Consider the following 25774-nt stretch of genomic DNA (forward strand, 5'->3'; position numbering starts at 1 on the left):
GGAGACGAAGGTGACCGCAGCGGGCCGGCCGGGCGACGGCGAGCACGTTCCCGAGGCGGGCGCGCCGGCCTCCCCGTTCGACCGCGAGCAGCTGCTGGCGCAGCTCGGTGGCTGGCGCGGCATGCTCGACGCCACGCTGCCCACGGTCGCCTTCATCGTGGCCAACGGCATCGCCGGGCTGCGCACCGGCATCTGGGCGGCGGTGGTCGCGGCGGTCGCGGTCTTCGTGCTGCGGCTGAGCCGCCGGCAGAGCGTGCAGCAGGCGGTGAGCGGCCTGGTCGGGGTCGGCATCGCGGTGGCCATCGCCGCCAACACCGGTCAGGCCCGCGACTTCTTCGTGCTCGGCATCGTCCGCAGCCTGGTGGTCGGGGTGGTGCTCCTGGGCTCGATCCCGCTGCGCTGGCCGCTGGTCGGGGTGGTGGCCGAGTTCCTGGCACCGAGCCACCTCGGCGCGATGGCCACCCACTCGCTGCCCTGGAGTCGTCGGGCGGCGCGCGAGGACGCGCCCGCGCCCGCCACCGCGCCGCCGGTGCCCGACCCGGCGGCGGTGCCGCAGCTGCACTGGCGCCGGGAGCCCCGGCTGCTGCGCGCCTACTCCTGGCTGACCGCGCTCTGGGCGGCCTCGTTCTTCCTGCGGGCAGGGGTGCAGTGGGTGCTCTACCGCGCCGACGAGGTGGAGCTGCTCGGCACGGCGTCGGTCGTGCTCGGCCTGCCGCTCACCGCGGTCGTGCTGGTGGTGACCCTGTGGGTGGTCGCCCGGCTGCACCGGCACCGCGCGCCCGGCCCGCCCGTCACCTGATCACGACTCCGGTGCAGGGGCACGCTGCGGCCCCGTGCAGAGGCTCACCCCGAGCCTGCGAGGGGTGAGGAGGACGGGGTCGCTCGTTCAGCGGTCGGTGCGGCCCGGGCCGTCCGGCGCGAAGACGTGCTGCAGCTCCTCCTCGGTGTCGCCGTGCGACACGAACAGCAGCTCGTCGCCGGACTCCAGCGGTTCGTCCGGCGACGGGGTGATGACCCGGTCGCCGCGGAGGATCGTCGTCAGCACCGTCTCGCGGGGCAGCGGCACCTCGCGCAGGGCGTGGCCGACCCAGGGGGTGTCGTCGCCCAGGGTGATCTCCACCAGGTTGGCCGCGCCCTTGCGGAAGCTCATGAGCCGGACGACGTCGCCCACCGACACGGCCTCCTCGACCAGGGCGGCCAGCACCCGGGGGGTGGAGACGGCGACGTCGACGCCCCACGCCTCGGTGTAGAGCCACTCGTTGCGCGGGTCCTTGACCCGGGCGACCACGCGATTGACCGCGAACTCGGTCTTGGCCAGCAGCGAGACGACGAGGTTGGCCTTGTCGTCGCCGGTCGCGGCCACCACGACGTCGCAGGTGGCCAGCTGCGCCTCCTCCAGCGAGGAGACCTCGCAGGCGTCGGCCTGCACCCACTCCGCGCCGGGCACCGACCGGGTGCGGACCTTGCGGCTGTCCTTCTCGATGAGCATGACGGTGTGGCCGTAACCCAGGAGTTCCCCCGCGATGGACCGTCCCACTGCGCCGGCCCCGACGATCGCGACCCGCATCAGTGACTCCCCTCCTGGGGGCCGCGCTCGACGACCTCGTGCACGCGTGCGGTCAGCTCGTCGGTGACGGCGACGACGAGCTGGTCGCCGTCCTGGAGCACCGTGACCGGCGTGGGCAGCTGGGCTTCACCGAAGCGGACCAGCCAGGCCGCGCGGGCCCCGGTGGCCGCCTCGAGGGCGGCGAGCTTGCGCCCCACCCAGGCGTCGGTGACCGTCACGCGCACCAGCAGCACCTTGCCGGTGGGCTCGCGCCACAGCTCGCTCACCTTGACCGAGAGGAGTTCGCGCAGCAGCCGGTTCACCGTCCAGGGGACGGTGGCGACGCTCGGGATGCCCATGCGCTCGTAGACCTCGGCCCGCTTGGAGTCGTAGATGCGGGCCACGACGTGCTGGACGCCGAAGGTCTCCCGCGCCACGCGGGCCGAGATGATGTTGGAGTTGTCGCCGCTGCTGACCGCCGCGAAGGCGCCCGCGGAGTCGATGCCGGCGTCCAGCAGGGTCTGCCGGTCGAATCCGAGGCCCTTGATCTGGCGCCCGGTGAACTCCGGGCCGAGCCGCCGGAAGGACTCGGGGTCCTGGTCGATCACGGCCACGCTGTGCCCGATCTGCTCCAGGCGCCGGGCGATGGCCGAGCCGACACGGCCGCAGCCCATCACGACCACGTGCACGCGCGTCACTCCCGCAGATCTCCGGCGGCGCCGGCGCCGACCGCCCGCGCATCACCGGCCGCGAAGCTACACCCGCGCACGGTCCGCCAGCGGGCAGGACGCCGGTATCCCCCCGTCGGGGCGAGGTGCGCCGAGTCACGCCCGCGGGCCTCCCGCACGTCCGTACCATCGCGCCGTGCCAAGCCTGTCCGACCTCGGACAACTCCCGAAACGCCTCGTCCTCGGCCGCCCCGTGCGCAGCGACCGGGCGGGGGAGTCCCTGCTGCCCAAGCGGCTCGCGCTGCCCATCTTCGCCAGCGACCCGCTCTCCTCCGTGGCCTACGCCACCCAGGAGATCCTGATCGTGCTGACCCTGGCGGGCACGGCGTTCCTCTACCTGGCCCCCTGGCTCGCGCTGCTCGTCGTGCTCCTGCTGATCACGGTGGTGCTCTCCTACCGGCAGGTGGTGCGCGCCTACCCCTCCGGTGGCGGCGACTACGAGGTCGCGATGAAGAACCACGGCCAGTTCGCCGGCCTCGTCGTGGCCAGCGCGCTGCTGGTCGACTACGTGCTCACCGTGGCGGTGTCGGTCTCGGCCGGCACCGACAACATCATCTCCGCCTTCCCCGCGCTCAACGAGCACCGCGTGGCCATCGCGCTGGGCCTGGTGGCGATCCTCGCGGCGGCGAACCTGCGCGGGCTGCGCGAGTCGGGCCGGACCTTCGCGCTGCCGACGTACATGTTCGTGGCCGGGATCATGATCATGATCGTCACCGGCCTGATCCGGGACTTCTTCACCGACAACCCGGTCGTCGCCGAGAGCGCCCAGTACTCGATCACCCCGGAACCCGGTTACGAGCAGGTGGCGGGGCTGGCGCTGGTGTTCTTCGCGCTCCGCGCCTTCGCCTCCGGCTGCACCGCGCTGACCGGGGTCGAGGCGATCGCCAACGGCGTTCCGGCGTTCCGGCCGCCGAAGAGCCGCAACGCCGCCACGACGCTCGCGCTCATGGGCGGGCTGGCCGCCTTCATGTTCGCCGGGGTCACCGCGCTGGCCCTGCTCGGCGACGTCAAGTACACCGAGTTCCCCTGCGACCTGGTGGGCTTCACCGCCTGCGAGACCGAGCCGCAGCGCACGGTCATCGCCCAGCTGGCCGCGGCGACCTTCGGCGGCGACACCTCGGTCGGCTTCTACTACATCCAGGCCGCCACCGCGCTCATCCTCATCCTGGCCGCCAACACCGCGTTCAACGGCTTCCCGCTGCTGGGATCGGTGCTGGCCCAGGACCGCTTCCTGCCCCGGCAGCTGCACACCCGCGGCGACAAGCTGGTGTACAGCAACGGCATCCTGCTGCTGGCCGGCTTCGCCGGGCTGCTGATCGTCGTCTTCGAGGCCGACGTGACCCGGCTGATCCAGCTCTACATCATCGGGGTGTTCACCAGCTTCACCATCGGCCAGTGGGGGATGGTGCGGCACTGGAACCGGGAGCTGCGCGCGGAGGACGACCCCGTCACCCGCCGGCGCATGCGCCGTTCCCAGGCGATCAACTTCGTCGGCGGGTCGCTCACCACCGTCGTGCTGCTGATCATCGTGGTCACCAAGTTCACCCGCGGCGCCTGGCTGGTGCTGCTGGCCATGCCGGTGCTGTTCCTCCTGATGAGAGCCATCAACCGGCACTACTCGAACGTGTCGCAGCAGCTGGAACCCGACACCGACGCCCGCACGCTGCCGAGCAAGGTGCACGCCGTCGTCCTCGTCTCCAGGGTGCACAAGCCGACGTTGCGCGCGCTGGCCTTCGCCCGGGCCACCCGTCCCGACGCGCTCACCGCGCTGACGGTCAACGTCGACGACGCCGAGACCTGGGCGCTGCAGGCCGACTGGCAGCGCTACGACATCCCGGTGCCGCTGACCGTGCTGGAGTCGCCGTACCGGGAGATCACCCGCCCGGTGCTCGACTACGTCAAGAGCATCCGGCGGGACAGCCCGCGCGAGCTCGTGGTGGTCTTCGTGCCGCAGTACGTCGTCGGCCACTGGTGGGAGAACATCCTGCACAACCAGAGCGCGCTGCGGCTGCGCGCCCGGCTGCAGTTCCAGCCGGGGGTCATGATCACCACGGTGCCGTGGCAGCTGGAGAGCACCGCCGGGCACGACGACGACGCCGACGGGCGGCGCGGCGGGCCCGCGCCCGGTGACCTCCGGCGGGGCTACACCGACGACGAGATGGACGTGACCCCGTATGGATGAAGGACCCCGTTCTCCTCACCCCTCGCAGGCTCGGGGCGGGGCCCTGCAGCGGGGCCGTAGGCGCTCCGCGGCCAAGGCGCCCGACGCTCCCAAGGGCCTGGGATGGACCGGGCGGGAGTTCGAGGTCGAGGTCGGTCCGGTCGCGCACGGCGGGCACTGCGTCGCCCGGCACGAGGGCCGGGTGGTGTTCGTCCGGCACACCCTGCCGGGCGAGCGGGTGCGGGTGCGGGTGACCGAGGACCGGCACCCCGGCTTCTGCCGCGCCGATGCCGTCGAGGTGCTGGTGGCGGCACCGGGGCGGGTCGAGCGCCCCTGCCCGTACAGCGGCCCCGGGAAGTGCGGCGGCTGCGACTGGCAGCACGTGGAGCCGGCCGAGCAGCACCGGCTCAAGGCCGCGGTGGTGCGGGAGCAGCTGGTCCGGCTTGGCAGGCTCGACCCCGAGGACCCCGTGGTGGCCGGCCTCGCCGTCGAGGAGCTGCCCGGTGGCGCCCTGCGGTGGCGCTCGCGGGCCCGCTTCGCCGTCGACCACGGCGGCGCGCCCGGCCTGCGGCGGCACCGGTCGCACGACGTGGTGCCCCTCGACGACTGCCCGATCACCGTGGAGCCGGCGGCGCGGGCGGTCCTCGGACGGCGCTGGCCGGGGGCGGGCGCCGTCGACGTCTCGGTCGACTCGGCGGGCACGGTGACCACCGCGCGGCTGGATCGCCGGGGCCGGGTGCAGGCCACCGAGGTGCTGCGGGCGGGGGAGGAACTGCCCGCGGAGCCGGCCGGCCGCGCCGAGCGGCGGGCGGGCGGGCGCGACTGGGAGGTCGAGGGCACCGGCTTCTGGCAGGTGCACCCGGCCGCGGCCGACGCGCTCGTCGCGGCGGTGACGGAGTTCGCCGCGGCGGCTCCGGGGGAGCTCGTCCTCGACCTCTACGCCGGCGCGGGCCTCTTCGGCGGTGCTCTCGCCCCCGCCGTCGGCGAGCAGGGCCGGGTGGTGTGCGTGGAGCAGGACCCGGGCGCCTGCGCCGCGGCCGACGCCAACCTGGCCGCGCTCCCGCAGGCCGAGGTGTGGCAGGGCGAGGTGGACGCCGACGGGCTGGGGGGCCTGCTCGCCGAGCTCGGCGCCGCGCCCGACGTCGTCGTCCTGGACCCGCCCCGCGCCGGTGCCGGGACGGCGGTGAGCCGGCTGCTGGCCGGCAGCGGGGCCCGCGCCGTCGTCTACGTGGCCTGCGACCCGGCCGCGCTGGGCCGGGACGTCGCGGCGTTCGGGGAGGCCGGCTACCGGCTGGCCGCGCTGCGCGGGTTCGACGCCTTCCCGATGACCGCCCACGTGGAGTGCGTGGCGCTGCTGGTGCCGGCCGGCCGGTGACCGCGACGGAACCGCCTCCCGTCCTGCTGCCGTCACCCGCCGGATGCCCATTGGATACCGTCTCCCTGTGCCCACGTGGGAATACGCCTCGGTCATCACCGCGAACGACGCCGAGTCGCAGCGGGCCGGAGTGAGCGTCAAGCTCCCCGGCGGTCAGTCGGAACGGCAGCAGGGCGACACCAGCTCGGTGCTCAACAAGCTCGGTGCCGAGGGGTGGGAGCTCGTCAGCTACCACTCCAGCGGTGCCGGTACCTGGGGGTTCGAGCAGTTCTGGCTCAAGCGGCAGGTCGGCTCCTGACGACGGCGCCGCCCGCCGGCTGACGCGGGCACCCAGGCACCGGCACGCCGTCGAACGGATGTTCGACCGGTGCGGCAGACTGGCGCCGTGGACAGGACGCTGCCGCCGGGCTGGCCGGAGGAGGTGCGCCCACCCGGCGCGCCGGACTGGGAGCGCACCGCCGTCGCCTGGCTGTTCGACCTCGTCCCGCCGGACTACCGCGCGCACGAGGTGCTCCGCCGGTACCCGGTGCTGCTCGCCCGGTTCGCCGGGGACCACGTCGCGGCCGGCCTGGAGGCCGCGCGCGCCGGCTGGCGCACGCTGCGCGTCGAGCTGGCCGACCAGCTCCCGCCCGAGGCCATCGAGGCGGCGATGGGGGCCTACGAACGGGAGGGCGCCCGGCTGGCCGCCGCCGCCCGCGGGGTGGAGGTCGTCGGCGGTGCGCTGCGGGGTGAACGGTGGGTTCCCCGGCTGTGAGCTGCATCCGCAGCACCCGCTCGACCGGAAGTACCCGTGAAGCGCAGCTACAGTGGGTCGGCGGCTGCTCAGCAGCCTCCGCCCGACCGAGAGGACACCGCCGCACCGTGCCGCTCCTGCGATCGCTGCGGGGTCCGGAGGACCTTCGGGTCCTTCCCCCCGAGCAGCTGCCCGCCCTCGCGGCGGAGGTCCGTGACGCCCTGGTCACCAGCGTGGCCAGGACCGGGGGTCACCTCGGCCCGAACCTCGGGTGCGTCGAGCTCACGATCGCCCTGCACCGGGTGTTCGACTCCCCGCGCGAGCCGATCGTCTTCGACACCGGCCACCAGTCCTACGTGCACAAGATGCTGACCGGCCGGGTCGAGGGCTTCGAGCGACTGCGCCAGCGAGGTGGGCTCTCCGGATACCCCAGCCGCGCCGAGAGCGAGCACGACTGGGTGGAGAACAGCCACGCCTCGACGTCGCTGTCCTACGCCGACGGCCTGGCCAAGGCCTTCGCCATCCGCGGTGACTCCCGCCCCGTCGTCGCGGTGATCGGGGACGGCGCGCTGACCGGAGGCATGGCCTGGGAGGCGCTGAACAACATCGCCGCGGCCCAGGACCGCCCGGTCGTCATCGTGGTCAACGACAACGGGCGCTCCTACTCGCCCACGATCGGCGGGGTCGCCGACGCGCTGGCCACCCTGCGGCTGCGCCCCGGGTACGAGGAGGCGCTCGCCGCCGTCCGGCAGGCGCTGCACCGGGCCCCCGTCGTCGGCACCAAGCTCTACGACGCGCTGCACGCGATCAAGAAGGGCCTCAAGGACGTCCTGTCACCGCAGGGCATGTTCGAGGACCTCGGCATGAAGTACGTCGGCCCGGTCGACGGTCACGACGTCGAGATGATGGAGTCCGCGCTGCGGCGGGCCCGCTCGTTCGGCGGCCCGGTGATCGTGCACGCCGTCACCACCAAGGGCTTCGGCTACCCGCCGGCCGAGACCGACCAGATCGACGCCTGGCACGCCACCGGCGTCTTCGACCCCGACAGCGGCGCGAGCGTCCGCAAGACGGGCCTGGCCTGGACCGACGCCTTCGCCGACGAGCTGGTGCGGGTCGGCGCCGAGCGTCCCGACGTCGTCGCCATCACGGCAGCGATGCTGCACCCGACGGGGCTGGCGCCGTTCGCCGAGCGGTTCCCCGAGCGCACCTTCGACGTCGGCATCGCCGAGCAGCACGCGCTCACCTCCGCCGCCGGGCTGGCGATGGCCGGGATGCACCCGGTGGTCGCGGTCTACTCCACCTTCCTCAACCGGGCGTTCGACCAGCTGCTCATGGACGTCGCGCTGCACCGCCAGCCGGTGACGGTGGTGCTCGACCGCGCCGGGGTGACCGGTGAGGACGGCGCCTCGCACAACGGCATGTGGGACATGTCGATCCTCTCGGTCGTCCCGGGGCTGCGGCTGGCCGCGCCGCGCGACGAGGCCACCCTGCGCGAGGAGCTGCGCGAGGCGGTGGAGGTCTCCGACGGGCCGTCGGTCGTGCGGTTCCCGAAGGGCTCCCTGCCGCCGGACATCCCGGCGGTCGAGCGGCGCGGGCCGGTCGACGTGCTGCGCCGTGGCGAGCGGCGGGACGTGCTGCTGGTCGCCGTCGGTTCCATGGTGCCGATGTGCCTGGCGGTCGCCGAGCGCGCTGCCGACCACGGCATCGAGGTGACCGTCGTCGACCCGCGGTGGGTGCTGCCGGTCTCCGAAGAGCTGCTCGAGCTCGCCGCCGGCTCCCGCCTGGTCGTCACCGTCGAGGACGGCGGCCGCGCCGGGGGGGTGGGGACCACGCTCTCCCAGGCGCTGCAGGACCGCGACGTCGACGTGCCGGTGCGCACCCTCGGCCTGCCGCAGCAGTTCTTCGAGCACGGCAGCCGTGGCCAGGTGCTGGCCGACGCGGGGCTGACCGAGCAGGACGTCGCCCGCCGGATAGCCGAGTGGACGGCCCGGCTCGCCGAGTCCCGCGACGAGCACGTCGTCGAGTCGGTCGAGGAGGGCCGGCGATGACCGTCGTCGCCGAGATCCAGGTGGCGCCGTCGCCGCCCGGCACCGCGGAGGACCCGCACGCCCACGTGGAGGCGGCGATCGCCGTCATCCAGGCGTCGGGGCTGCGCTACGAGGTCGGGGCGCTCGGCACGACCCTCGAGGGCGAGGCCGACGAGGTGTGGGCGACGCTGCGGGCCGCGCACGAGGCGATGCTCGCGGCCGGCGCCGCCGGTGGGCTCTCGCACATCAAGGTCGCGTCGGTGAACCGCACGATGGAGAGCCTGACCGCCAAGTTCCGCTGAGTCCGTCCGGCGGGGCCGGCGGTCATGCAACCTCCGCGACGCCGGTTCCGTCTTCAAGTCATGCACGGAACGGACATGCCGTGAGGACGGCTCGGGACGAGGCGTTCCACGACTTCGTGGTCCGCCACCGCGGTGACCTGCTGCGGACCGCGACCATGCTGGCCGCGGGGGACACCCATCTCGCCGAGGACCTCGTGCAGATCGCCCTCACCCGGCTCTACCTGGCCTGGCACGGGGTCCGCGCGCCCCAGGCCCGCCTGGCCTACGCGCGACGCATCCTCGTCAACACCCTGGTCGACGAGTCACGACGCCCGTGGCGGCGACGCGAGCGCTCCCACGGAGAGCTCCCCGACGTGCCGGCCGACCACGCGCACACCGAGACCGACGACCGGCTGGGCCGCGTGGGGGCGGCGCTGGCCGAGCTCCCGCCGCGGATGCGGGCCGCCGTCGTCTTCCGCTACCTGCACGAGCTCAGCGTCGCGGAGACCGCGGACGTCCTGAACTGCTCGCAGGGCACGGTGAAGAGCCAGACCGCGCGCGCGCTGGAGCACCTGCGTCGCGCGCTGGGTGCGGCCCCGGTGCCGGATGCCACACCCGATCGGGCGGGTCCGGTACCCGTCGACGACAACCGCACCGCCTCGACCTGCGGGAGGAACCGGTGAACCTCTCCGCGCTGCTCCGCGAGGCCGCCGCCTCGGTCGACACCACCGTGCGACCCGAGACCGTGCGGGCCGACCTCGCCCGCGGTCGTCGTGCGCTGGCCCGTCGGCGGGTCCGGCGTTCCGGCGTCGCCGGGCTGCTCGCGGCCGGCGCGCTGGCCGGCGCCGCTCTGCTGGGCGGCGGTGCGGTGCCGCCGTCCGCGCCGCCGGACGAGCCGCCCCGGATCGCGACGGCCGGGATCGCGCTGGTCGACTACACCGGTGTCCAGCCGGCCGGCTTCGTGGTGGACGCGGTGCCGCAGGGGTGGGTCGTGCAGGGGGTCACCGAGCACGCGCTCACCATCGCGCCGGCCGACGCGGAGAACACCGACCCGGCGCAGTACGCGGGAAAGCTGACCGTGCTGCTGCGCTCGACGCACGCTCCCGCCCCGTCCGGGGGAGTGCCGGTCCGTGTCGGGACGACCGACGGCGTGGTCGTGGACGGCGGTGTCGATCCGGACTCGCCGGGAGCCGTCGACATCGGCGTCGAGCACCTGCTGCACTACGTCGACCCGGTGACCGGCCAGCCGGTCGCCGTCCAGGTCCCGCGGGCGCTGGGCTGGTCGCCGGAGCAGGCCGCCCGCTTCGCCGAGGGGGTTCACATCACCGAGGAGGCCGTGCGCGGCGTCGGGTGAGCCGCTCCTGACCGGAGGGGGCTGCGCGGTCGGTCCCGGCGCGCCGAGCGGTACGGGACCGGGCACGGGCGTCCCACCCCGGGCGTCGCAGCACGGCGGGCGGGTGCCGGTTCAGTCGCGGCGCAGGGCGCGGAGCATGTCGCACAGGGGCGCCCAGGCCTCCTCGATCGCCGCGGCCGTGTCCGGCTCCGCCGCGATCCACAGCGCGGCCTCGTTCATCGCCCCCGACAGCAGGGCTGCGGTGGCGCCAACCGGACGGTCCCCGAGCCGGCCGGCGTCGTGCAGCTGGGTGAGCGCCTCGGCCAGCAGCCGCCCCGACCCGGCGGCGTCCGCCGTCCGCCACTCCTGCCAGCCGAGGACGGCGGGCGCGTCGACGAGCACGATCCGCCGCATCCCCGGCGCGGAGCTCGCCGCGAGGAACGCCCGGCAGCCCGCCTCGAGCCCGCGCCACGGGTCGGTCTCCGCCTCGGCTGCGGCTGCGACCGCATCGGCCACCCGCAACTGGACGCCGCCGACCACGGCGCGGAACAGCTCGGCCTTGCCCGCGTAGTGGTGGTAGACGGCGCCCCGCGTGACCCCGGCCGCCGCGGCGACCGCCTCGAGGGCCACCCGGGCGTACCCGTCACGGGCGAACAGCTCGGTGGCCGCCTCCAGCACGCGTGCGGCGGTGGCCTCGCTCTCCTCCCGGCTGCGTCGTGGCACCGGACCTCCTTGTATACGTACAGCGTGCAGGTATAACGTCGGCGACACTTACCGACAGACTGTACGTAAGGAGCCGTCATGTCCGTGACGAGCGTGTACCCCGTGCTGATGAGCCACGACGTCGAGGCGACCGCCGGGTTCTTCCGGCAGCACCTCGGCTTCGAGCCGACGTTCGAGTCCGACTGGTACGTCAGCCTCCGCCGGGAGCGCTGGGAGCTCGCCGTGCTCGATCCCGACCACCCGACCGTGCCGGCATCCCACCGCGGGGCAGCCGCCACCGGGGTGCTGGTCAACGTCGAGGTCGACGACGTGGACGCCGAGTACCGCCGGCTCGTCCTCGACGCCGGGCTCACCGCGGTGCTGCCGCTGCGCACCGAGGCGTTCGGGCAGCGGCACTTCGTGCTCGCGGGCCCGGAGGGCGTGCTGGTCGACGTCATCACGGTGATCCCGCCCTCGGGGGAGTACGTCGACAGCTACCGCTGAGCGGTGGGGGACGACGAACGGCCCCGCGCGTCGTCGTCGACGTGCGGGGCCGTGCGTCCTGGCTCACCGTGTGGGGTCCTGGCTCAGCGCTGACCGTGAGCCAGGACCCGTAACGATCAGGTCACCTGATCATCATCACGCGGGAGGGAGGCGACGCCCTGGGGGAGGAACCGCGAGCCGGTGACCTTCTCCGAGACGTCTGTGCGGTCCAGGTAGGCCGAGATGCCGCCCAGCCAGAACGGCCACCCCGCACCGAGGATCATGCAGAGGTCGATGTCCTGCACCGCCTGCACGACGCCCTCGTCCAGCATCAGCCGGATCTCCTGCGCCAGCGCCTCGACCGCGCGGTCGTGCACCTGCTCCGCGGTGAGCGGCTGGTCGCCGGCGAAGGCGTCCGCCAGCTCCGGGTCGACGACGCCCGGCTCGACGAAGACGCTCGACTTGCCGAGCTCGACGACGCGCTTGAGCCCCTCGCCGACGGCGAACCGGTCCGGGAAGGCCTCGTGCATGCGCTCGGCGACGTGCAGCGCGACCGCGGGGCCGACGAGCGAGAGCAGCTCGAACGGCGTCATGGGCAGGCCCAGCGGGTCGAGCGCCCGCTCCGCCACCTCGACCGGCGTCCCCTGCTCCACGGCCGAGGTGACCTCGCCCAGGAACCGGGTGAGCAGCCGGTTGACGACGAACGCCGGGGCGTCGGCCACCAGCACGCAGCTCTTCTTCAGCGACCTGCCGACGGCGAAGGCGGTGGCCAGCGAGGCGTCGTCGGTCTGCTCGGCGCGCACGACCTCCAGGAGCGGGAGGACGGCGACCGGGTTGAAGAAGTGCAGGCCGACCACGCGCTCGGGGTGCTCGAGCTTGGCGGCCATCTCGGTCACCGACAGCGCCGAGGTGTTGGTCGCCAGCACGCAGGTCTCGGACACGATCGCCTCGACCTCGGCGAACACCTGCTGCTTCACCGACATCTCCTCGAAGACCGCCTCGATGACGAGGTCGGCGTCGGCGAAGACGTCCTTGGACAGCGAGCCGGTGACCAGGCCCTTGAGCTGGTTGAGCTTGTCGGAGCTCAGCCGCCCCCGCTGGGCCAGCTTGTCCAGCTCGCCGTGCACGTAGGCCACGCCCTTGTCCACGCGCGCCTGGTCGATGTCGGTGAGCACCACCGGCACCTTCAGCTGGCGCACGAAGAGCATCGCCAGCTGCGAGGCCATCAGCCCGGCGCCCACGACGCCGACCTTGGTGACCTTCCGGGCCAGCGACTTGTCCGGCGCGCCGGCCGGCCGCTTGGCCCGCTTGTTCACCAGGTCGAACGAGTAGAGCGAGGCCCGCAGCGGGTCGCTCATCAGCAGCTCGGTGAGTGCGTCGTCCTCGGCGGCGGTGCCGGCGGTGAAGGCCTCGCCCTCGACACCGGCCCGGGCCAGGTCGAGCAGCTCGACGGTGCGGACGGCGCCGGGGGAGGCGTTGCGGGTGCGGGCCGCCACGATGCCGCGGGCGCGGGTGATCGCGTCGTCCCAGGCCGAGCGGTCGATCTCGGGCCGGGAGACCGCCACCGAGCCGTCGAGCACGCCGACGGCCCACTCGATCGACCGCTCCAGGAAGTCGGCCGGCTCGAACAGGGCGTCGGCGATGCCCAGCTTCGCGGCCTTCGGCGCCGGCGTCATCTTGTTCTGCGCCAGGGCGTTCTCGACGATGACGGTGACGGCGGCGTCGATGCCGATCAGGTTCGGCAGCAGCTGGGTGCCGCCCCAGCCGGGCACCAGCCCGAGGAACGCCTCGGGGAAGGCGACCGCGGCCGTGCCGCTGATCGTCCGGTAGTGGCAGTGCAGCGCCAGCTCCAGCCCGCCGCCCAGCGCCACGCCGTTGACGAACGCGAACGTCGGGATCGTCGAGTCCTTGAGCCGCCGGAACACCCGGTGGCCGGTCTCGGCGATCTGCCGTGCCGTCGCCTCGTCGGTCACCGACGGGACGCCGGAGAGGTCGGCGCCGACGGCGAAGATGAACGGCTTCCCGGTGACGGCGATCGCCGCCGGGGCCGGCGTGTGCGCCGCGACCTCGTCCAGCGCGGCGTCCAGGGACGCGAGGCCGCCCGGGCCGAAGGTGGAGGGGCGGGTGTGGTCGTGCCCGTTGTCCAGGGTGATCAGCGCGATCTCCCCGGCCAGGCCCGGGTGGGTCACGAACCGCACCAGGGCGCGCGTCACGACCTCGTTCTCGAAGACGGCGTTCGTCACTTCTGGAACCCCTCCCAGTTCGGGTTCTCCCAGATCACGGTGGCGCCCATGCCGAGGCCGACGCACATGGCGGTCAGCCCGTAGCGGACGTCGGGCCGCTCGGCGAACTGGCGGGACAGTTGGGTCATGAGGCGGACGCCGGAGGACGCCAGCGGGTGGCCGACGGCGATCGCGCCACCCCACGGGTTGACGCGCTCGTCGTCGTCGGCGATGCCGAAGTGGTCGAGGAACGCCAGCACCTGGATGGCGAAGGCCTCGTTCAGCTCGAACAGGCCGATGTCGGAGATGGAGAGGCCGGTGCGGGCCAGCGCCTTCTCGGTCGAGGGCACCGGGCCGATGCCCATGACCTCGGGCTCGACGCCGGCGAAGCCGTAGCCGACCAGGCGCATGCCGATGTCGAGGCCCAGCTCCTGGGCGACGTCCTCGGCCGCGAGCAGGCAGCCGGTGGCGCCGTCGTTGAGACCGGCGGCGTTGCCGGCGGTCACGTGCCCGTGCGGGCGGAACGGCGTCTTGAGCGTGCCCAGACCCTCGAGGGTGGTCTGCGGCCGCGGCGGCTCGTCGACGGTGGCGACGCCCCAGCCGTGCTCGGCCGAGCGGGTCGCCACGGTCACCAGCTCCGGGCCGATCTGCCCGTTGGCGACGGCCTTGGCGTACTTCTGCTGGCTGGCCAGCGCGAACGCGTCGGCGCGCTCCTTGGTCAGGTGCGGGAACCGGTCGTGCAGGTTCTCGGCGGTGGAGCCCATGACCAGCGCGGAGGGGTCGACCAGCTTCTCGCTCACGATCCGCGGGTTCGGGTCCACGCCCTCGCCCATGGGGTGGTTGCCCATGTGCTCGACGCCGCCGGCGATGGCGACGTCGTAGGCGCCGAAGGCGATGCCGGACGCGGTGGTGGTCACCGCGGTCATCGCGCCGGCGCACATGCGGTCGATCGAGTAGCCGGGGACCGTCTTCGGCAGCCCGGCCAGCAGCGCGGCCGTGCGGCCGAGGGTCAGGCCCTGGTCGCCGATCTGGGTGGTGGCGGCGATGGCCACCTCGTCGACCCGGTCGGCCGGCAGCGCCGGGTTGCGGCGCAGCAGCTCGCGGATGCACCGCACGACGAGGTCGTCGGCGCGCGTCTCGGCGTAGATGCCCTTCGGACCGGCCTTGCCGAAGGGGGTGCGCACGCCGTCGACGAAGACGACCTCACGCAGCGAGCGGGACATGGGACCTCCGCAGGAGTTCGTAGCGGGCCCGGCAGGGACCGTCCGGCTAGAAGTTACCCGCCGGTAACCGGAGGTCCAAGCGCGGCACGAACCCGATCGAGGGGGTTCCGGATCACGGTCCGGCAACGGCTCTGGGGTGTGCTTGCGGTCACAACCGACAGCTGCGCAAGATGACCCGCCGGAATTTCTCTGCAACCCCAACGAAATAGAGGTCCCTCTCATGGCGCGACGGCGCACGGTGACGACGGCGATCGCTGCGGCCCTGGTCTTCGGGCTGGCCGCGTGTGGTGGCGACGACAGCGGCGGCAATGGCGGCAGCGGTGGCGGCAACGGCGGTGACGCCGCCGGCAAGATCGGTGTCATCCTCCCCGACACCGCGTCCTCCGCCCGCTGGGAGTCCGCGGACCGCCCGCTCCTGGAGGCCGCCTTCGACGAGGCCGGCGTCGAGTACGACATCCAGAACGCGCAGGGCGACGCCCAGCGGATGAACACCATCGCCGAGCAGATGATCACCGAGGGCGTCACCGTCCTGGCGATCACGAACCTCGACTCGGCCTCCGGTGCGGCCATCCAGCGCCAGGCCGAGAGCCAGGGCGTGCAGACCATCGACTACGACCGGCTGACCCTCGGCGGGGAGAGCGACTACTACGTCTCCTTCGACAACGTGCAGGTCGGTCGCCTGCAGGGCGAGGGCCTGGCCCAGTGCCTGGGCGACGAGCCGGCGAACATCGCCTTCCTCAACGGCTCGCCCGACGACAACAACGCCACCCTCTTCTCGCAGGGGGCGCACGAGGTCCTCGACCCGATGGACCAGTACACCGTCGTGGCCGAGCAGGCCGTGCCGGACTGGGACAACCAGCAGGCCGCCACCATCTTCGAGCAGATGTACACCCAGGCCGGCGGTGACATCCAGGGCGTGCTGGCCGCCAACGACGGCCTGGCCAACGCGGTCGTGTCGATCCTGGCCCGCAACAACGTCGCCGGGCAGGTGCCGGTGACCGGTCAGGACGCGACGGTCGAGGGGCTGCAGAACATCCTCGCCGGGCGCCAGTGCATGACCGTCTACAAGCCGATCGAGGAGGAGGCCAACGCCCTGGCCGAGCTCGCGGTCGCCCTCGTCAACGGCGAGGAGCCCGAGGTCGACGGCTCGGTCGAGGACCCCGAGGGTGAGCGCGAGGTGCCGGCGGTGCTGCTCGAGCCGGTCTCCATCTTCCGGGACAACGTGAACCAGGTCATCGAGGACGGCTACCAGTCGGCCGAGGACGTCTGCACGGGCGAGTACGCGGCTGCCTGCGAGGAGCTCGGCATCTCCTGAGCCGGTCCGGCCGGGGCGCCCACCAGTCGGGCGCCCCGGCCGTCTGCCGCCCGCCCTGCGGGTCCCCGGCCACCCGCGGACCCCAGGGCACCAGACTGTCTCCCTCCGGCCCCCGACGGGCCGGCCCCCTGCGGAAGGACGCATCGGTGTCCGCACTCGAACAGAGCCCGACCACCACGACCTCGGAGCATCCCACGCTCAGCCTGCGCGGGGTCAACAAGAGCTTCGGGGCCGTCCAGGTCCTGCACGACGTCCACCTCGACGTCTACCCCGGCAAGGTCACCGCGCTCGTCGGTGACAACGGCGCGGGCAAGAGCACGCTGATCAAGTCGATCGCCGGCATCCACCCGATCGACTCCGGCACCGTCGAGTTCGAGGGTCGGCCGGTGCAGCTGCACGGCCCGCGCGACGCGGCGCGCCTGGGCATCGAGGTCGTCTACCAGGACCTCGCGCTGGCCGACAACCTCGACGTCGTCCAGAACATGTTCCTCGGCCGGGAGCGCAAGCGTGGCATCGTCCTGGACGAGGCCTCGATGGAGGAGGCCGCGCGGGACACGCTCACCAAGCTGTCGGTGCGCACGCTGAAGTCGGTGCGCCAGCTGGTGTCCAGCCTCTCCGGTGGGCAGCGGCAGACGGTCGCCATCGCCAAGGCCGTCCTCTGGGAGTCCAAGCTGGTCATCCTGGACGAGCCCACCGCCGCGCTCGGCGTCGCGCAGACCCGTCAGGTGCTCGACCTGGTCCGCCGCCTCGCCGACACCGGCCACGCCGTCGTGTTCATCACCCACAACATGGTCGACGTGTTCGAGGTCGCCGACCGGGTCGCCGCCCTGTACCTGGGTCGGGTCGCCGCGGACGTCCCCATCTCCGAGGTCGACCGCACCCAGGTCATCGAGCTGATCACCTCTGGCCGCTCCGGCGAGCTGGGGCTCGCGCCGGACGCGCTCGAGGACTGAGAGGACTTCCATGTCGAGCAACACCCTGACCGCCGCGGAGGCGAGCGGGCCGCACAAGCCGGCCGCCGGCTTCGAGGGCGACCGGCAGGACAACTCCCTGGGCGGCGCCGTCCGCGGCTACGTGAACAAGCTGCGGGCCGGTGACCTCGGCGCGCTGCCGGCCATCCTGGGCATCGTCGTCCTGGGAGTCCTGTTCACCGTGCTGCGGCCGGACACGTTCCTGACACCGATCAACCTGGCCAACCTGCTCACCCAGGCCGTCCCGATCACGGTGCTGGCGATGGGCCTGGTCTTCGTCCTGCTGCTGGGGGAGATCGACCTCTCCGCCGGCGTCGTGAGCGGTGTCTGCGCCGCCGTCCTCGCCCAGCTGCTGGTGCAGGCGGACGTGGCCTGGTACGTCGCCGTGCTGGCCGCGGTCGCGGTCGGCGCGCTCATCGGGCTGTTCACCGGCAGCCTCGTCGGCATCGTCGGGATCCCCTCCTTCGTGGTCACCCTGGCGCTGTTCCTGGGCTGGCAGGGCGTCACCCTCTGGCTGATCGGCCAGGGTGGGACCGTGCCCGTCCGGGACGAGGTCATCGTCGGCCTGATCAACCAGAACCTCCCGGTCGTGTGGGGCTGGGTGCTGGCGATCGGGGTCGTGGTCGTCTACGCCGTCGCCGAGCTGTGGCGGTGGCGCAGCCAGCGGGCGCGGGGGCTGGCGCACCAGTCGCTGGTCGTCGTCCTGCTCCGCGTCGCGGTCATCTCGGCGGTCGTGCTGGCGGCGACGGCGATCCTCAGCGTCGACCGGGCGCTGGCCGCCGCGATCGACCTGCAGGGCATCCCCTACGCGGTGCCGATCGTCATCGTGCTCCTGCTGCTGCTCACCTTCGTGCTGAGCCGCACCAGCTACGGCCGGCACATCTACGCGGTCGGGGGGAACGCGGAGGCGGCGCGGCGCGCGGGTATCAACGTCACCCGCATCCGGGTGAGCGTCTTCGTCCTGTCCTCCAGCCTGGCGGCGCTCAGCGGCATCTTCGCCGTCTCCCGGCTCAGCTCGGTCACCCCGGACGCCGGTGCCGGCAACACCCTGCTCTACGCGGTGGGGGCCGCGGTGATCGGTGGCACCAGCCTCTTCGGTGGGCGTGGCCGGGCCCGGGACGCCGTCCTGGGTGGGCTCGTCATCGCGATCATCGCCAACGGGCTCGGGCTGCTGGGGGTGGCCGCGTACCTCAACTTCATCATCACCGGCGGGGTGCTCCTGCTCGCCGCGGGCGTCGACGCGCTCGCCCGCCGACGGGCCGCCACGGCCCGACGATGACCCCTGCCGCCCGCCGTGCTCAGCGCCGGCGGGCGGCAGGTGACCACGCCGGCGCCGGCGTCGTCCGCACCCCGCGGGCGGCGCCGGCGTCGTCGTCCGCCCCCTGGGGACCCGGCGCAGGCCTGGGCCCAGGCAGCACAGGCACAGGAAGCTTCACGTGCGGATGGGGACGCCGATCCGCACGTAGAGCTTCCTGTGCCCGGGGGTGTCAGGCGCGGGTGATCGCGTCGGCGAGCAGGTCGCGGGTGAGCTCGATCTGCCACTCGCGGGCGCCGCCGGCCCGCAGCGCATCCGCCACGGCGCCGGGCTCCCGAGGCTCCGGCGGGCTCCACATCAGCCGGCGCACCAGGTCGGGGGAGAGGATGTTCTCCACCGGCACGGCATGCTTCTCCGACAGCTCGGCGAGCCCTGCGCGGACCACCTGCAGCCGGGCGGCGGCCGCCGGATCGCGGTCGGCCCACCGGTTCACCGGCGGTGGCCCGTCACCGGGCCTGCTGTGCGGCGGCAGCTCGTCCTCCGGCAGCGCCTTGCCGCGGGCCAGCGCGTTGTACCAGTGCGCCACCAGCCGGCGGTTGGCCCGGCCGCGGAACACCGGCAGCTCCAGCAGGGCGCCCTCGTTCTTCGGGTCGGCCTGGACGGCGGCGACCATCGCCGAGTCGGGCAGCACCCGGCCGGGCGCGACGTCCCGCTTGCGGGCCAGCTCGTCGCGCGCCTCCCAGATGGCCTTGAGCATGCCGAGCTGGCGCCGGCTGCGCAGGCCGTGCACGCCCGAGGTGCGGCGCCACGGGTCCTGCCGGGGCGCCGGCGGGCCGGCGGCGAGGATCGCCTCGAACTCCTGCCGCGCCCACTCGGTCTTGCCCTGCTCCTCGAGGATGGCGGCCAGCGCGTCCCGCAGGTCGACCAGCACCTCCACGTCGAGCGCGGCGTAGACCAGCCACTCCTCGGGGAGCGGGCGGGTGCTCCAGTCGGCGGCGGAGTGCCCCTTCTGCAGCGAGAAGCCGAGCAGCGACTCGACCACGGCGCCGAGCCCGACCCGGGGCAGTCCCGCGAGGCGGGCAGCCAGCTCGGTGTCGAAGATCCGGGCGGGGACCAGACCGATCTCGGCCAGGCAGGGCAGGTCCTGGTTCGCCGCGTGCAGCACCCACTCGGCGTCGGCGATCGCCTCCTGCAGCACCGACAGGTCGGGCAGGGGGATCGGGTCGAGCAGGCCGGTGCCCGACCCGTCGCGGCGCAGCTGCACCAGGTAGGCCCGCTGCCCGTAGCGGTAGCCGGAGGCCCGCTCGGCGTCGACGGCGACGGGGCCGCGACCCGCGCGCAGCGCTTCGGCGTACTCCACCAGCTGGGTGGAGGTCTCGATGACCGGCGGCAGCCCGTCGCGGGGGGCCAGCAGCGGGGTCGGTTCGGGGGCCGCAGCGGCCGCCGGGTCCTCCGGTGGCTGGGGGGTGGGCTCGGTGCTCAGTTGCCGTCCACCTTCTTGCCGCTCCTCGTCTGTCGGTCACCGGCGCCCGGGCCGGGGTCCACCGCGGCCGACCGCGCCGATCCTGGGGAGGAGCACCGGCGCAACGGGCTCCGCGCCGCTGTGCCGCACCGATGTTAGAGAGTCTCGCTACCGACCCGGTCGGAGGGACCCAGTAGCCGGACACCGGGCGGCGGGAGCCCGGCGGCGTTGCCGAGCACCTCCAGCCAGGCCAGCAGGTGCCGGTCCAGGTCAGCGCCGTCGGCCGTCCAGGAGGCGCGGATCTCGACGTCGACGGAGTGCTCGGGCCCGGCCAGCTCGCCGAACCGGGTCGAGGCGGTGCGGGTGACGGTGCCGCCGACGGTGTGGTGCGCCGCGCCGGAGTCCGACAGCGCGTCGGTGAGCCAGCTCCACGCCACCTCGGAGAACATCGCGTCGTCGACCAGCTGCTCGTCGGTGGCGGCGGAGAGGTAGCCGACGCAGCGCGTGGTGCCGTGCCACGCCTCGTGGCCCTCCGGGTCGAACAGCACGATGAACCGCGCGCTGGCGATCTCCAGGTCGTCCTCGTCGTCCCCGGCGTCGGGGTCGGGCACCCGGGCACCGATCGCGTAGGCGAAGGGGGCCAGCCGCTGCGGGGCGGGGATGCGGCCCAGTTCGATCTCCGGGCGGACGCGCACCACGGCCAGCGACTCCAGGGCGGCGCGGAAGGCGGCCGGGACGGCGTCGTCCCGGCTCCCGTCCCCGGCCTCGGCCCGGTTGCGCGGCTCCACGTCCGCAGAGTAGGCCCGGAGGCGGCGCGGCGGCGCCGACGCGCCGCAGGCCCGCAGGACGCGGCGGACCGGTGCCGCCCGGCCGTCTGGGAGGATCGGCGGTCGTGAGTCCCGCTCCCGCGTCGGCGTCCCCGGCCGATTCCGACCTCGTCCGTGCCGCTCGCGGCCTCCCGGTGAGCCGCACGCCCGTCTGGTTCATGCGCCAGGCCGGGCGCTCGCTGCCGGAGTACCGGGCCCTGCGCGCCGGCACGGCGATGCTGGCGGCCTGCCAGGATCCCGACCTGGTCACCGAGATCACCCTGCAGCCGGTCCGCCGGCACGGGGTGGACGCCGCCATCCTCTTCTCCGACATCGTGCTGCCGCTGGTCGTCGCCGGTGTGGACATCGAGATCAAGCCGGGCATCGGGCCGGTGGTCGCCGACCCGGTGCGCACCGTCGCCGACGTCGACGCGCTGCCCGACCTGGCGCCCGAGCAGCTCGGCTTCCTCCAGACGGCGGTGCGCTCGCTGGTCGCGGAGCTCGGTCCCACGCCGCTCATCGGCTTCGCCGGGGCGCCGTTCACCCTGGCCACCTACCTGATCGAGGGCGGTCCCTCCAAGGAGCACGCCCGCACGAAGGCGTTCATGTACGCGGAGCCGGAGGCGTGGAGCCGGTTGCTGCAGCGGCTCTCGGCGTCGGCGGCGACCTTCCTGCGCGCCCAGGTGGACGCCGGGGCGTCGGCGGTGCAGCTCTTCGACTCCTGGGCCGGCGTGCTGTCGGCCGCCGACTACGCCGAGCGGGTGCTGCCGCACTCGCGCGCGGCGTTCGACGGGCTGGGGGAGCGGGACGTCCCCCGGATCCACTTCGGGGTGGGCACCGGGGAGCTGCTGCCGCTCATCGGCGAGGCCGGGGCCGACGTCGTGGGGGTCGACTGGCGGGTGCCGCTGGACGAGGCCGCGCGGCGCGTGGGCCCCGACCGCTCCCTGCAGGGCAACCTGGACCCCGCGGTCCTGCTGGCCGACCGGGCGACGGTCGACCGGGAGGTGCGCCGGGTCGTGCGGCAGGCGGAGGCCGCCCGCGGCCACATCTTCAACCTCGGGCACGGGGTGCTGCCCGAGACCGACCCGGACGTGCTCACCCACGTCGTCGAGCTCGTCCACGAGCTGACCACGCGATGACCCGGTCCCGGCTCGTCGTCGTGGGGGCCGGCATCACCGGGCTGGCCGCAGCCTTCGAGTGGCGCCGCCGGCGTCCCGACGACGAGATCGTCGTGCTCGAGGCCGGTGACCGGATCGGCGGGAAGCTGCACCGCATCGAGCTGGCCGGGCACTGGTACGACACCGGGCCCGAGGCGATGCTGGCCCGCGTGCCCGAGGCGATCGGCCTGGTCGAGGCCCTCGGGCTGGGGGACCGGCTCGTCGCGCCGGCCACCACCCAGGCGTCGGTCGTGCTGCCCGACGGCCGCTTCCCGCTCCCGGCCGGCACCGTGCTCGGCGTGCCGGCGTCGGCGGACGGGCTCGACGGCATCCTCTCGCCCGCGGGCGTCGCCCGGGTGCGGGCCGAGGTGGAGCTGCCGCCGCTCGCCGTGGACGGCGACGTCGCGGTCGGCGGGCTGCTGCGCGAGCGGCTCGGCGACGAGGTGGTCGACCGGCTGGTCGAGCCGCTGCTGGGCGGTGTCTACGCCGGCCGGGCCGACGAGCTCTCCCTGCAGGCGACCATGCCGGCGCTGTTCGCCCACCTGCCGGGCGCGGAGTCGGTGCTGGCCGCGGCCGCGGCCGCCCGGGAGGCGGGGAACCGGAGCCGGGGCGACGCCGACGGCCCCGTGTTCCAGACGGTCGACGAGGGCATCGGCGCGCTGCCCGCGGCGCTGGTGGCAGCGGCCCGGGCCGACGTCCGGCTGCGCACCCCCGCGCACGGGATCCGGCGGACGCCCGCGGGGTTCGAGGTGTCGGTCGGCCCGGCGGGTGCGCCGGAGGTGCTGCGCGCCGACGCCGTGCTGGTGACCGCTCCCGCCGGCAAGGCGGCCCGGCTGCTCGCCGACGTCGCCCCCGGGGCGGTGCAGCCGCTGCTGGGCATCCCGTACGCCTCGATGGCCGTGGTCGCCATGGCCTTCCCCGCGCAGCCCGTCGACGCCGGCAGCGGGCTGCTCGTGCCGCCGGTCACCGGGCGGCTGGTCAAGGGCGTCACGGTCTCCTCGGCCAAGTGGCCGCACCTGGGCGGGGACGTGCTCCTGGTGCGCTCGTCGGTGGGCCGGTTCCGCGACGAGGGCGAACTGCAGCGTGGCGACGACGACCTGGCCGCCGCGGTGGTGGCCGACGTCGCCGACCTGCTGGGGCTCTCCCGCCCGGAGCCGCTGGAGACCGCCGTCGTCCGCTGGGGCGGTGGCCTGCCGCAGTACCTGGTCGGGCACCAGGCGCGCGTGGACGCCGCCCGCGCGGCCGTCGCGGAGGTCCCGGGACTGGGCATCGCAGGGGCCGCGTTCGGCGGGGTTGGCATCCCCGCGTGCATCCGCGACGCCCACCGGGCACTCGACGCGCTGACCTGATGCCCCGGCCCGCCCGTGGTGCGGACCACGGCCGACCGGGGCATCACCGGTGCCGCCGCGGCGTTGGAAGTCCGGTGAGCACGATCCACCGCCACGACCAGTTCCCCGTCACCCCCGTCCGCTGCCTGCGCCACCACGTGTGGATGGCCGCCTGCCCCGACTGCCGCGACGCCCACCGCACACCCGCCCACCGCACACCCGGCGCGCGCACGCCCGCTCCCCGGCGCGGTGCCGCGACCGCGGAGGAGGCCACCGGCTGAGCCTCCGGTTGCCGGGGCCGCCGTCGCAGCACAGGGTCGGAGCATGACCGGCACCTTCGTCCGTGGCCTGGCGGCCGGTGCTCTGGGCACCGTCGTCCTCGACGCCGTCAACTACCTCGACATGGCTGCGCGCGGGCGCCCGGCGAGCACGGTGCCCGAGCGCTTGGTCGATGCCGTCGCCGCACGGGCGGGACGGGAGATCCCCGGCCGCGGCGCCGCCCGCGACGCCCGGCGGACCGCGCTCGGCGCGCTCGCCGGCACCGTGAACGGCCTGGGCGTGGGTGTCCTGGCCAGCACCGCCCGGTCCCTGGGGGTGCGGTTCTCCGCCCCGGTCGGAGCGGCGCTGGCCGGGGCGGCGTCGGCGGCGGTCACCGACGGCGCGGTGGCCGCCCTGGGCGTGGGCGATCCGCGTACCTGGTCGGGTGCGGACTGGATGGCCGACGCGGTTCCGCACCTCGCGTACGGCAGCGCGGTGCAGGCGGTGCTGGAGGCGGTGCCCACCCCGAGCGAGCGGACGGCTCCGCGCGCCCCGGCAAGGCCGGGCCTGGTCCTGCGTGCGGCGGTGCTCGGGCTGGCCGCCGGGAGCCGCAGCTCGCTCGGCTTCGCGGCGCCGGTGCTGACCGCTCCGGCCAGCCGCGGGGCCGTCGGCCGGATGTCCAGCGCGAAGAAGGCCTTCGCGGCGGCCGGGGTGCTGGTCGAGGTGGTCGCCGACAAGCAGTCGGGCATCCCGCCGCGCACGGAGCCGGCGGCGCTGGTGCCGCGGCTGTTCGCCGGTGCCGAGGGCGCGTGGCGACTGGCGGCGCGGGAGCTGGCGAACGGCGCCCTCCCCGTGGTGGCGGGGGCCGCCGGCACGCTGGCCGGCTCGTTCGGCGGCCTGGCCTGGCGGCGGTGGGCGGCGGAGCGGATGCCCGACACCCAGGCGGCCTTGGTCGAGGACGGCGTCGCGCTGGCGCTGGCCGCGCTCGCCTGCCTGCCGGGACGCACCCGCCGGCACCTGTCGGTGATCCCGAGCACCTGAGCCGCCCGGTCCTCGCGTCGTCCGCGGCGCGGAGGAAGATGGGGGCATGAGCGAGCAGCAGGTGGACGAGCGGAGCACCGGCAAGCGGGCCAACGAGCTCAACGCCACCATCCGGTACACGATGTGGTCGGTGTTCCGGCTGGCGCAGCCCTTCGGCGACGAGCAGCGGTCCGCCGCCGCCGACGAGGCCACCGCGCTGGTCGAGGAGCTGGCCGGCAAGGACGTCGTCGTCCGCGGCACCTACGACGTGAGCGGGCTGCGGGCCGACGCCGACCTCATGGTCTGGTGGCACTCCTCGTCGGCCGAGGCGCTGCAGGACGCCTACACCCGCCTGCGCCGCACCGCCCTGGGCCGGCGCCTGGAGCCGGTGTGGTCGCAGATGGCGCTGCACCGGCCGGCGGAGTTCAACCGCAGCCACATCCCGGCCTTCCTGGCCGACGAGGAGCCGCGGCGGTTCGTCTGCGTCTACCCGTTCGTGCGGTCCTACGAGTGGTACCTGCTGCCCGACGAGGAGCGGCGGGACATGCTGAAGGAGCACGGCATGCAGGCCCGCCCCTACCCCGACGTGCGGGCCAACACGGTGGCCTCGTTCGGGCTGGGCGACTACGAGTGGATGCTCGCCTTCGAGGCCGACGAGCTGCACCGCATCGTCGACCTGATGCGCGACCTGCGGGCCAGCCGCGCCCGGCGGCACGTGCGCGAGGAGGTGCCGTTCTACACCGGCACCCGCAAGCCGGTCGCCGAGCTGGTCCGCGACCTCGCGTAGTGAGCCCGGCGGTCGGCGTCGCGGGGGCCGGAGGCCTCCCGACGCCGACCGCGGAACAGCTCAGCGCAGCCCGGCCGCGGCACCTGGTCGCGGTGTGATCCGGAGGATCGCCGTGTCAGAGCACGGCTCCTGGCCGCGGTGTGGTCCGGAGGATCACGATGTCGTAGCGGGCTGCAACCTGATGCTCACCGAGTTGATGCAGTAGCGGTCGCCGGTCGGCGTCTGCGGGGCGTCGTCGAACAGGTGGCCCAGGTGGCTGTGGCACGTCGCGCACAGCACCTCGGTGCGGATCATGCCGAAGCTTCGGTCCTCGCGGAGGATGACGTTGTCCTCGGCGGAGGCCTCGTAGAACGACGGCCAGCCGCAGTGCGAGTCGAACTTGGTCTCCGAGCGGAACAGCTCGGCGCCGCACGCGCGGCACTCGTAGACGCCGACGGTCTTGGTGTCGACGTACTCACCGGTCCAGGCGCGCTCGGTGCCGGCCTGGCGGAGCACCGCGTACTCCTCCGGGGACAGCTGCGCCCGCCACTCCTCATCGGTCTTGGTGACCTGGGGCTTCTCGGGGGAGGTCGTCATGCCAGGTCGAACGAGCCGCGCCGCA

Annotated in this window: 26 protein-coding genes; 18 read left to right on the plus strand and 8 right to left on the minus strand. The window is 74.2% G+C overall.

The features are described from left to right. Nucleotides 1-10 precede the first annotated feature (10 nt). Entirely contained in the window at nucleotides 11-799 is a 789-nt protein-coding gene (locus ACI8AP_RS02590) for a DUF3159 domain-containing protein (protein WP_456587760.1), read from the plus strand. Nucleotides 800-886: 87 nt separating this feature from the next. Here the strand turns inward: ACI8AP_RS02590 and ACI8AP_RS02595 are convergent, their stop codons facing one another. After that, nucleotides 887-1567, minus strand: a complete 681-nt coding sequence (locus ACI8AP_RS02595) for a potassium channel family protein (RefSeq protein ID WP_456587761.1) — start codon at nucleotides 1565-1567, stop codon at nucleotides 887-889. After that, nucleotides 1567-2235: a potassium channel family protein gene (locus ACI8AP_RS02600; protein WP_456587762.1), complete on the minus strand. Its 669-nt coding sequence runs from the start codon at nucleotides 2233-2235 to the stop codon at nucleotides 1567-1569. Before ACI8AP_RS02600 ends, ACI8AP_RS02595 begins: the two co-directional genes overlap by 1 nt. Before the next feature lie 175 nt (nucleotides 2236-2410). Here ACI8AP_RS02600 and ACI8AP_RS02605 point away from each other — a divergent pair, with 175 nt between their 5' ends. From ACI8AP_RS02605 to ACI8AP_RS02640, 8 genes are all read left to right on the plus strand, one after another. Next, a complete protein-coding gene (locus tag ACI8AP_RS02605; RefSeq protein ID WP_456587763.1) occupies nucleotides 2411-4456 on the plus strand; it encodes an APC family permease in 2046 nt (681 codons plus the stop codon). Further along, a complete protein-coding gene (locus ACI8AP_RS02610) occupies nucleotides 4449-5810 on the plus strand; it encodes a class I SAM-dependent RNA methyltransferase (RefSeq protein WP_456587764.1) in 1362 nt (453 codons plus the stop codon). The genes ACI8AP_RS02605 and ACI8AP_RS02610 overlap by 8 nt, the downstream gene beginning before the upstream one ends. A 67-nt stretch (nucleotides 5811-5877) precedes the next feature. After that, nucleotides 5878-6108 (plus strand): DUF4177 domain-containing protein, encoded by a 231-nt coding sequence (locus ACI8AP_RS02615; protein WP_456587765.1) that lies wholly within the window; start codon nucleotides 5878-5880, stop codon nucleotides 6106-6108. A gap of 87 nt (nucleotides 6109-6195) precedes the next feature. Further along, nucleotides 6196-6564: a hypothetical protein gene (locus ACI8AP_RS02620; protein WP_456587766.1), complete on the plus strand. Its 369-nt coding sequence runs from the start codon at nucleotides 6196-6198 to the stop codon at nucleotides 6562-6564. Between the two features lie 107 nt (nucleotides 6565-6671). Further along, entirely contained in the window at nucleotides 6672-8591 is a 1920-nt protein-coding gene (dxs, locus tag ACI8AP_RS02625; RefSeq protein ID WP_456587767.1) for a 1-deoxy-D-xylulose-5-phosphate synthase, read from the plus strand. After that, a complete protein-coding gene (locus ACI8AP_RS02630; protein ID WP_456587768.1) occupies nucleotides 8588-8872 on the plus strand; it encodes a thiamine-binding protein in 285 nt (94 codons plus the stop codon). The genes dxs and ACI8AP_RS02630 overlap by 4 nt, the downstream gene beginning before the upstream one ends. A gap of 80 nt (nucleotides 8873-8952) precedes the next feature. After that, nucleotides 8953-9534, plus strand: coding sequence for a SigE family RNA polymerase sigma factor (locus tag ACI8AP_RS02635; RefSeq protein ID WP_456587769.1), 582 nt, complete (start codon nucleotides 8953-8955; stop codon nucleotides 9532-9534). Next, complete coding sequence (locus ACI8AP_RS02640; RefSeq protein ID WP_456587770.1) at nucleotides 9531-10205, plus strand: hypothetical protein; 675 nt, start codon at nucleotides 9531-9533, stop codon at nucleotides 10203-10205. The genes ACI8AP_RS02635 and ACI8AP_RS02640 overlap by 4 nt, the downstream gene beginning before the upstream one ends. 111 nt (nucleotides 10206-10316) lie before the next feature. Here ACI8AP_RS02640 and ACI8AP_RS02645 read toward each other — a convergent pair whose 3' ends face one another. Next, on the minus strand, nucleotides 10317-10907 hold the full coding sequence (locus tag ACI8AP_RS02645) for a TetR family transcriptional regulator (protein WP_456587771.1): 591 nt from the start codon (nucleotides 10905-10907) through the stop codon (nucleotides 10317-10319). Between the two features lie 78 nt (nucleotides 10908-10985). Between ACI8AP_RS02645 and ACI8AP_RS02650 the strand changes: the two genes are divergently transcribed. After that, nucleotides 10986-11390: a VOC family protein gene (locus tag ACI8AP_RS02650; protein ID WP_456587772.1), complete on the plus strand. Its 405-nt coding sequence runs from the start codon at nucleotides 10986-10988 to the stop codon at nucleotides 11388-11390. Between the two features lie 116 nt (nucleotides 11391-11506). Here the strand turns inward: ACI8AP_RS02650 and ACI8AP_RS02655 are convergent, their stop codons facing one another. Together ACI8AP_RS02655 and ACI8AP_RS02660 are read right to left on the minus strand one after the other, a co-directional pair. Then, the gene (locus tag ACI8AP_RS02655; protein ID WP_456587773.1) at nucleotides 11507-13612 is read right to left on the minus strand and encodes a 3-hydroxyacyl-CoA dehydrogenase NAD-binding domain-containing protein; all 2106 of its coding nucleotides are present in this window, start codon (nucleotides 13610-13612) and stop codon (nucleotides 11507-11509) included. After that, nucleotides 13609-14814, minus strand: coding sequence for a thiolase family protein (locus tag ACI8AP_RS02660; RefSeq protein WP_456587774.1), 1206 nt, complete (start codon nucleotides 14812-14814; stop codon nucleotides 13609-13611). Before ACI8AP_RS02660 ends, ACI8AP_RS02655 begins: the two co-directional genes overlap by 4 nt. Before the next feature lie 220 nt (nucleotides 14815-15034). Here ACI8AP_RS02660 and ACI8AP_RS02665 point away from each other — a divergent pair, with 220 nt between their 5' ends. The 3 genes from ACI8AP_RS02665 (at nucleotide 15035) to ACI8AP_RS02675 (ending at nucleotide 18379) form a co-directional block, all read left to right on the plus strand. Next, nucleotides 15035-16129, plus strand: coding sequence for a sugar ABC transporter substrate-binding protein (locus ACI8AP_RS02665; protein WP_456587775.1), 1095 nt, complete (start codon nucleotides 15035-15037; stop codon nucleotides 16127-16129). A 146-nt stretch (nucleotides 16130-16275) separates the two neighbouring features. Continuing rightward, nucleotides 16276-17082, plus strand: a complete 807-nt coding sequence (locus ACI8AP_RS02670) for an ATP-binding cassette domain-containing protein (RefSeq protein WP_456587776.1) — start codon at nucleotides 16276-16278, stop codon at nucleotides 17080-17082. 10 nt (nucleotides 17083-17092) lie between these two features. Further along, on the plus strand, nucleotides 17093-18379 hold the full coding sequence (locus tag ACI8AP_RS02675; RefSeq protein WP_456587777.1) for a sugar ABC transporter permease: 1287 nt from the start codon (nucleotides 17093-17095) through the stop codon (nucleotides 18377-18379). 208 nt (nucleotides 18380-18587) lie between these two features. Here ACI8AP_RS02675 and ACI8AP_RS02680 read toward each other — a convergent pair whose 3' ends face one another. Both ACI8AP_RS02680 and ACI8AP_RS02685 read right to left on the minus strand, forming a co-directional pair. Continuing rightward, the gene (locus tag ACI8AP_RS02680) at nucleotides 18588-19715 is read right to left on the minus strand and encodes an HRDC domain-containing protein (protein ID WP_456587778.1); all 1128 of its coding nucleotides are present in this window, start codon (nucleotides 19713-19715) and stop codon (nucleotides 18588-18590) included. A gap of 257 nt (nucleotides 19716-19972) precedes the next feature. Beyond that, nucleotides 19973-20605, minus strand: a complete 633-nt coding sequence (locus ACI8AP_RS02685) for a DUF3000 domain-containing protein (RefSeq protein ID WP_456587779.1) — start codon at nucleotides 20603-20605, stop codon at nucleotides 19973-19975. A gap of 104 nt (nucleotides 20606-20709) precedes the next feature. Here ACI8AP_RS02685 and hemE point away from each other — a divergent pair, with 104 nt between their 5' ends. The 5 genes from hemE to hemQ all read left to right on the plus strand — a co-directional run bounded on the left by hemE (nucleotide 20710) and on the right by hemQ (nucleotide 25173). Further along, nucleotides 20710-21762 (plus strand): uroporphyrinogen decarboxylase, encoded by a 1053-nt coding sequence (gene hemE, locus ACI8AP_RS02690; RefSeq protein WP_456587780.1) that lies wholly within the window; start codon nucleotides 20710-20712, stop codon nucleotides 21760-21762. Continuing rightward, nucleotides 21759-23129 (plus strand): protoporphyrinogen oxidase, encoded by a 1371-nt coding sequence (hemG, locus tag ACI8AP_RS02695; RefSeq protein ID WP_456587781.1) that lies wholly within the window; start codon nucleotides 21759-21761, stop codon nucleotides 23127-23129. The genes hemE and hemG overlap by 4 nt, the downstream gene beginning before the upstream one ends. Nucleotides 23130-23203: 74 nt before the next feature. Beyond that, entirely contained in the window at nucleotides 23204-23389 is a 186-nt protein-coding gene (locus ACI8AP_RS02700; protein WP_456587782.1) for a hypothetical protein, read from the plus strand. Nucleotides 23390-23432: 43 nt separating this feature from the next. Further along, complete coding sequence (locus ACI8AP_RS02705) at nucleotides 23433-24407, plus strand: hypothetical protein (RefSeq protein ID WP_456587783.1); 975 nt, start codon at nucleotides 23433-23435, stop codon at nucleotides 24405-24407. Nucleotides 24408-24453: 46 nt separating this feature from the next. Next, entirely contained in the window at nucleotides 24454-25173 is a 720-nt protein-coding gene (gene hemQ / locus ACI8AP_RS02710; protein WP_456587784.1) for a hydrogen peroxide-dependent heme synthase, read from the plus strand. Between the two features lie 153 nt (nucleotides 25174-25326). Here the strand turns inward: hemQ and msrB are convergent, their stop codons facing one another. Beyond that, nucleotides 25327-25749, minus strand: coding sequence for a peptide-methionine (R)-S-oxide reductase MsrB (msrB, locus tag ACI8AP_RS02715; RefSeq protein WP_456587785.1), 423 nt, complete (start codon nucleotides 25747-25749; stop codon nucleotides 25327-25329). Between the last annotated feature and the right edge of the window lie 25 nt (nucleotides 25750-25774).

The organism is Blastococcus sp. SYSU DS1021, from assembly GCF_054050995.1.

Excerpts from the sequence above, each read along its gene's own strand:
- ACI8AP_RS02665 (WP_456587775.1), top strand. The coding sequence starts at position 15,035 with ATGGCGCGACGGCGCACGGTGACGACGGCGATCGCTGCGGCCCTGGTC.
- ACI8AP_RS02650 (WP_456587772.1), top strand. The coding sequence starts at position 10,986 with ATGTCCGTGACGAGCGTGTACCCCGTGCTGATGAGCCACGACGTCGAG.
- ACI8AP_RS02610 (WP_456587764.1), top strand. The coding sequence starts at position 4,449 with ATGGATGAAGGACCCCGTTCTCCTCACCCCTCGCAGGCTCGGGGCGGG.
- ACI8AP_RS02705 (WP_456587783.1), top strand. The coding sequence starts at position 23,433 with ATGACCGGCACCTTCGTCCGTGGCCTGGCGGCCGGTGCTCTGGGCACC.
- hemQ (WP_456587784.1), top strand. The coding sequence starts at position 24,454 with ATGAGCGAGCAGCAGGTGGACGAGCGGAGCACCGGCAAGCGGGCCAAC.
- ACI8AP_RS02630 (WP_456587768.1), top strand. The coding sequence starts at position 8,588 with ATGACCGTCGTCGCCGAGATCCAGGTGGCGCCGTCGCCGCCCGGCACC.
- hemG (WP_456587781.1), top strand. The coding sequence starts at position 21,759 with ATGACCCGGTCCCGGCTCGTCGTCGTGGGGGCCGGCATCACCGGGCTG.
- ACI8AP_RS02595 (WP_456587761.1), bottom strand. The coding sequence starts at position 1,567 with ATGCGGGTCGCGATCGTCGGGGCCGGCGCAGTGGGACGGTCCATCGCG.
- ACI8AP_RS02675 (WP_456587777.1), top strand. The coding sequence starts at position 17,093 with ATGTCGAGCAACACCCTGACCGCCGCGGAGGCGAGCGGGCCGCACAAG.
- msrB (WP_456587785.1), bottom strand. The coding sequence starts at position 25,749 with ATGACGACCTCCCCCGAGAAGCCCCAGGTCACCAAGACCGATGAGGAG.
- ACI8AP_RS02660 (WP_456587774.1), bottom strand. The coding sequence starts at position 14,814 with ATGTCCCGCTCGCTGCGTGAGGTCGTCTTCGTCGACGGCGTGCGCACC.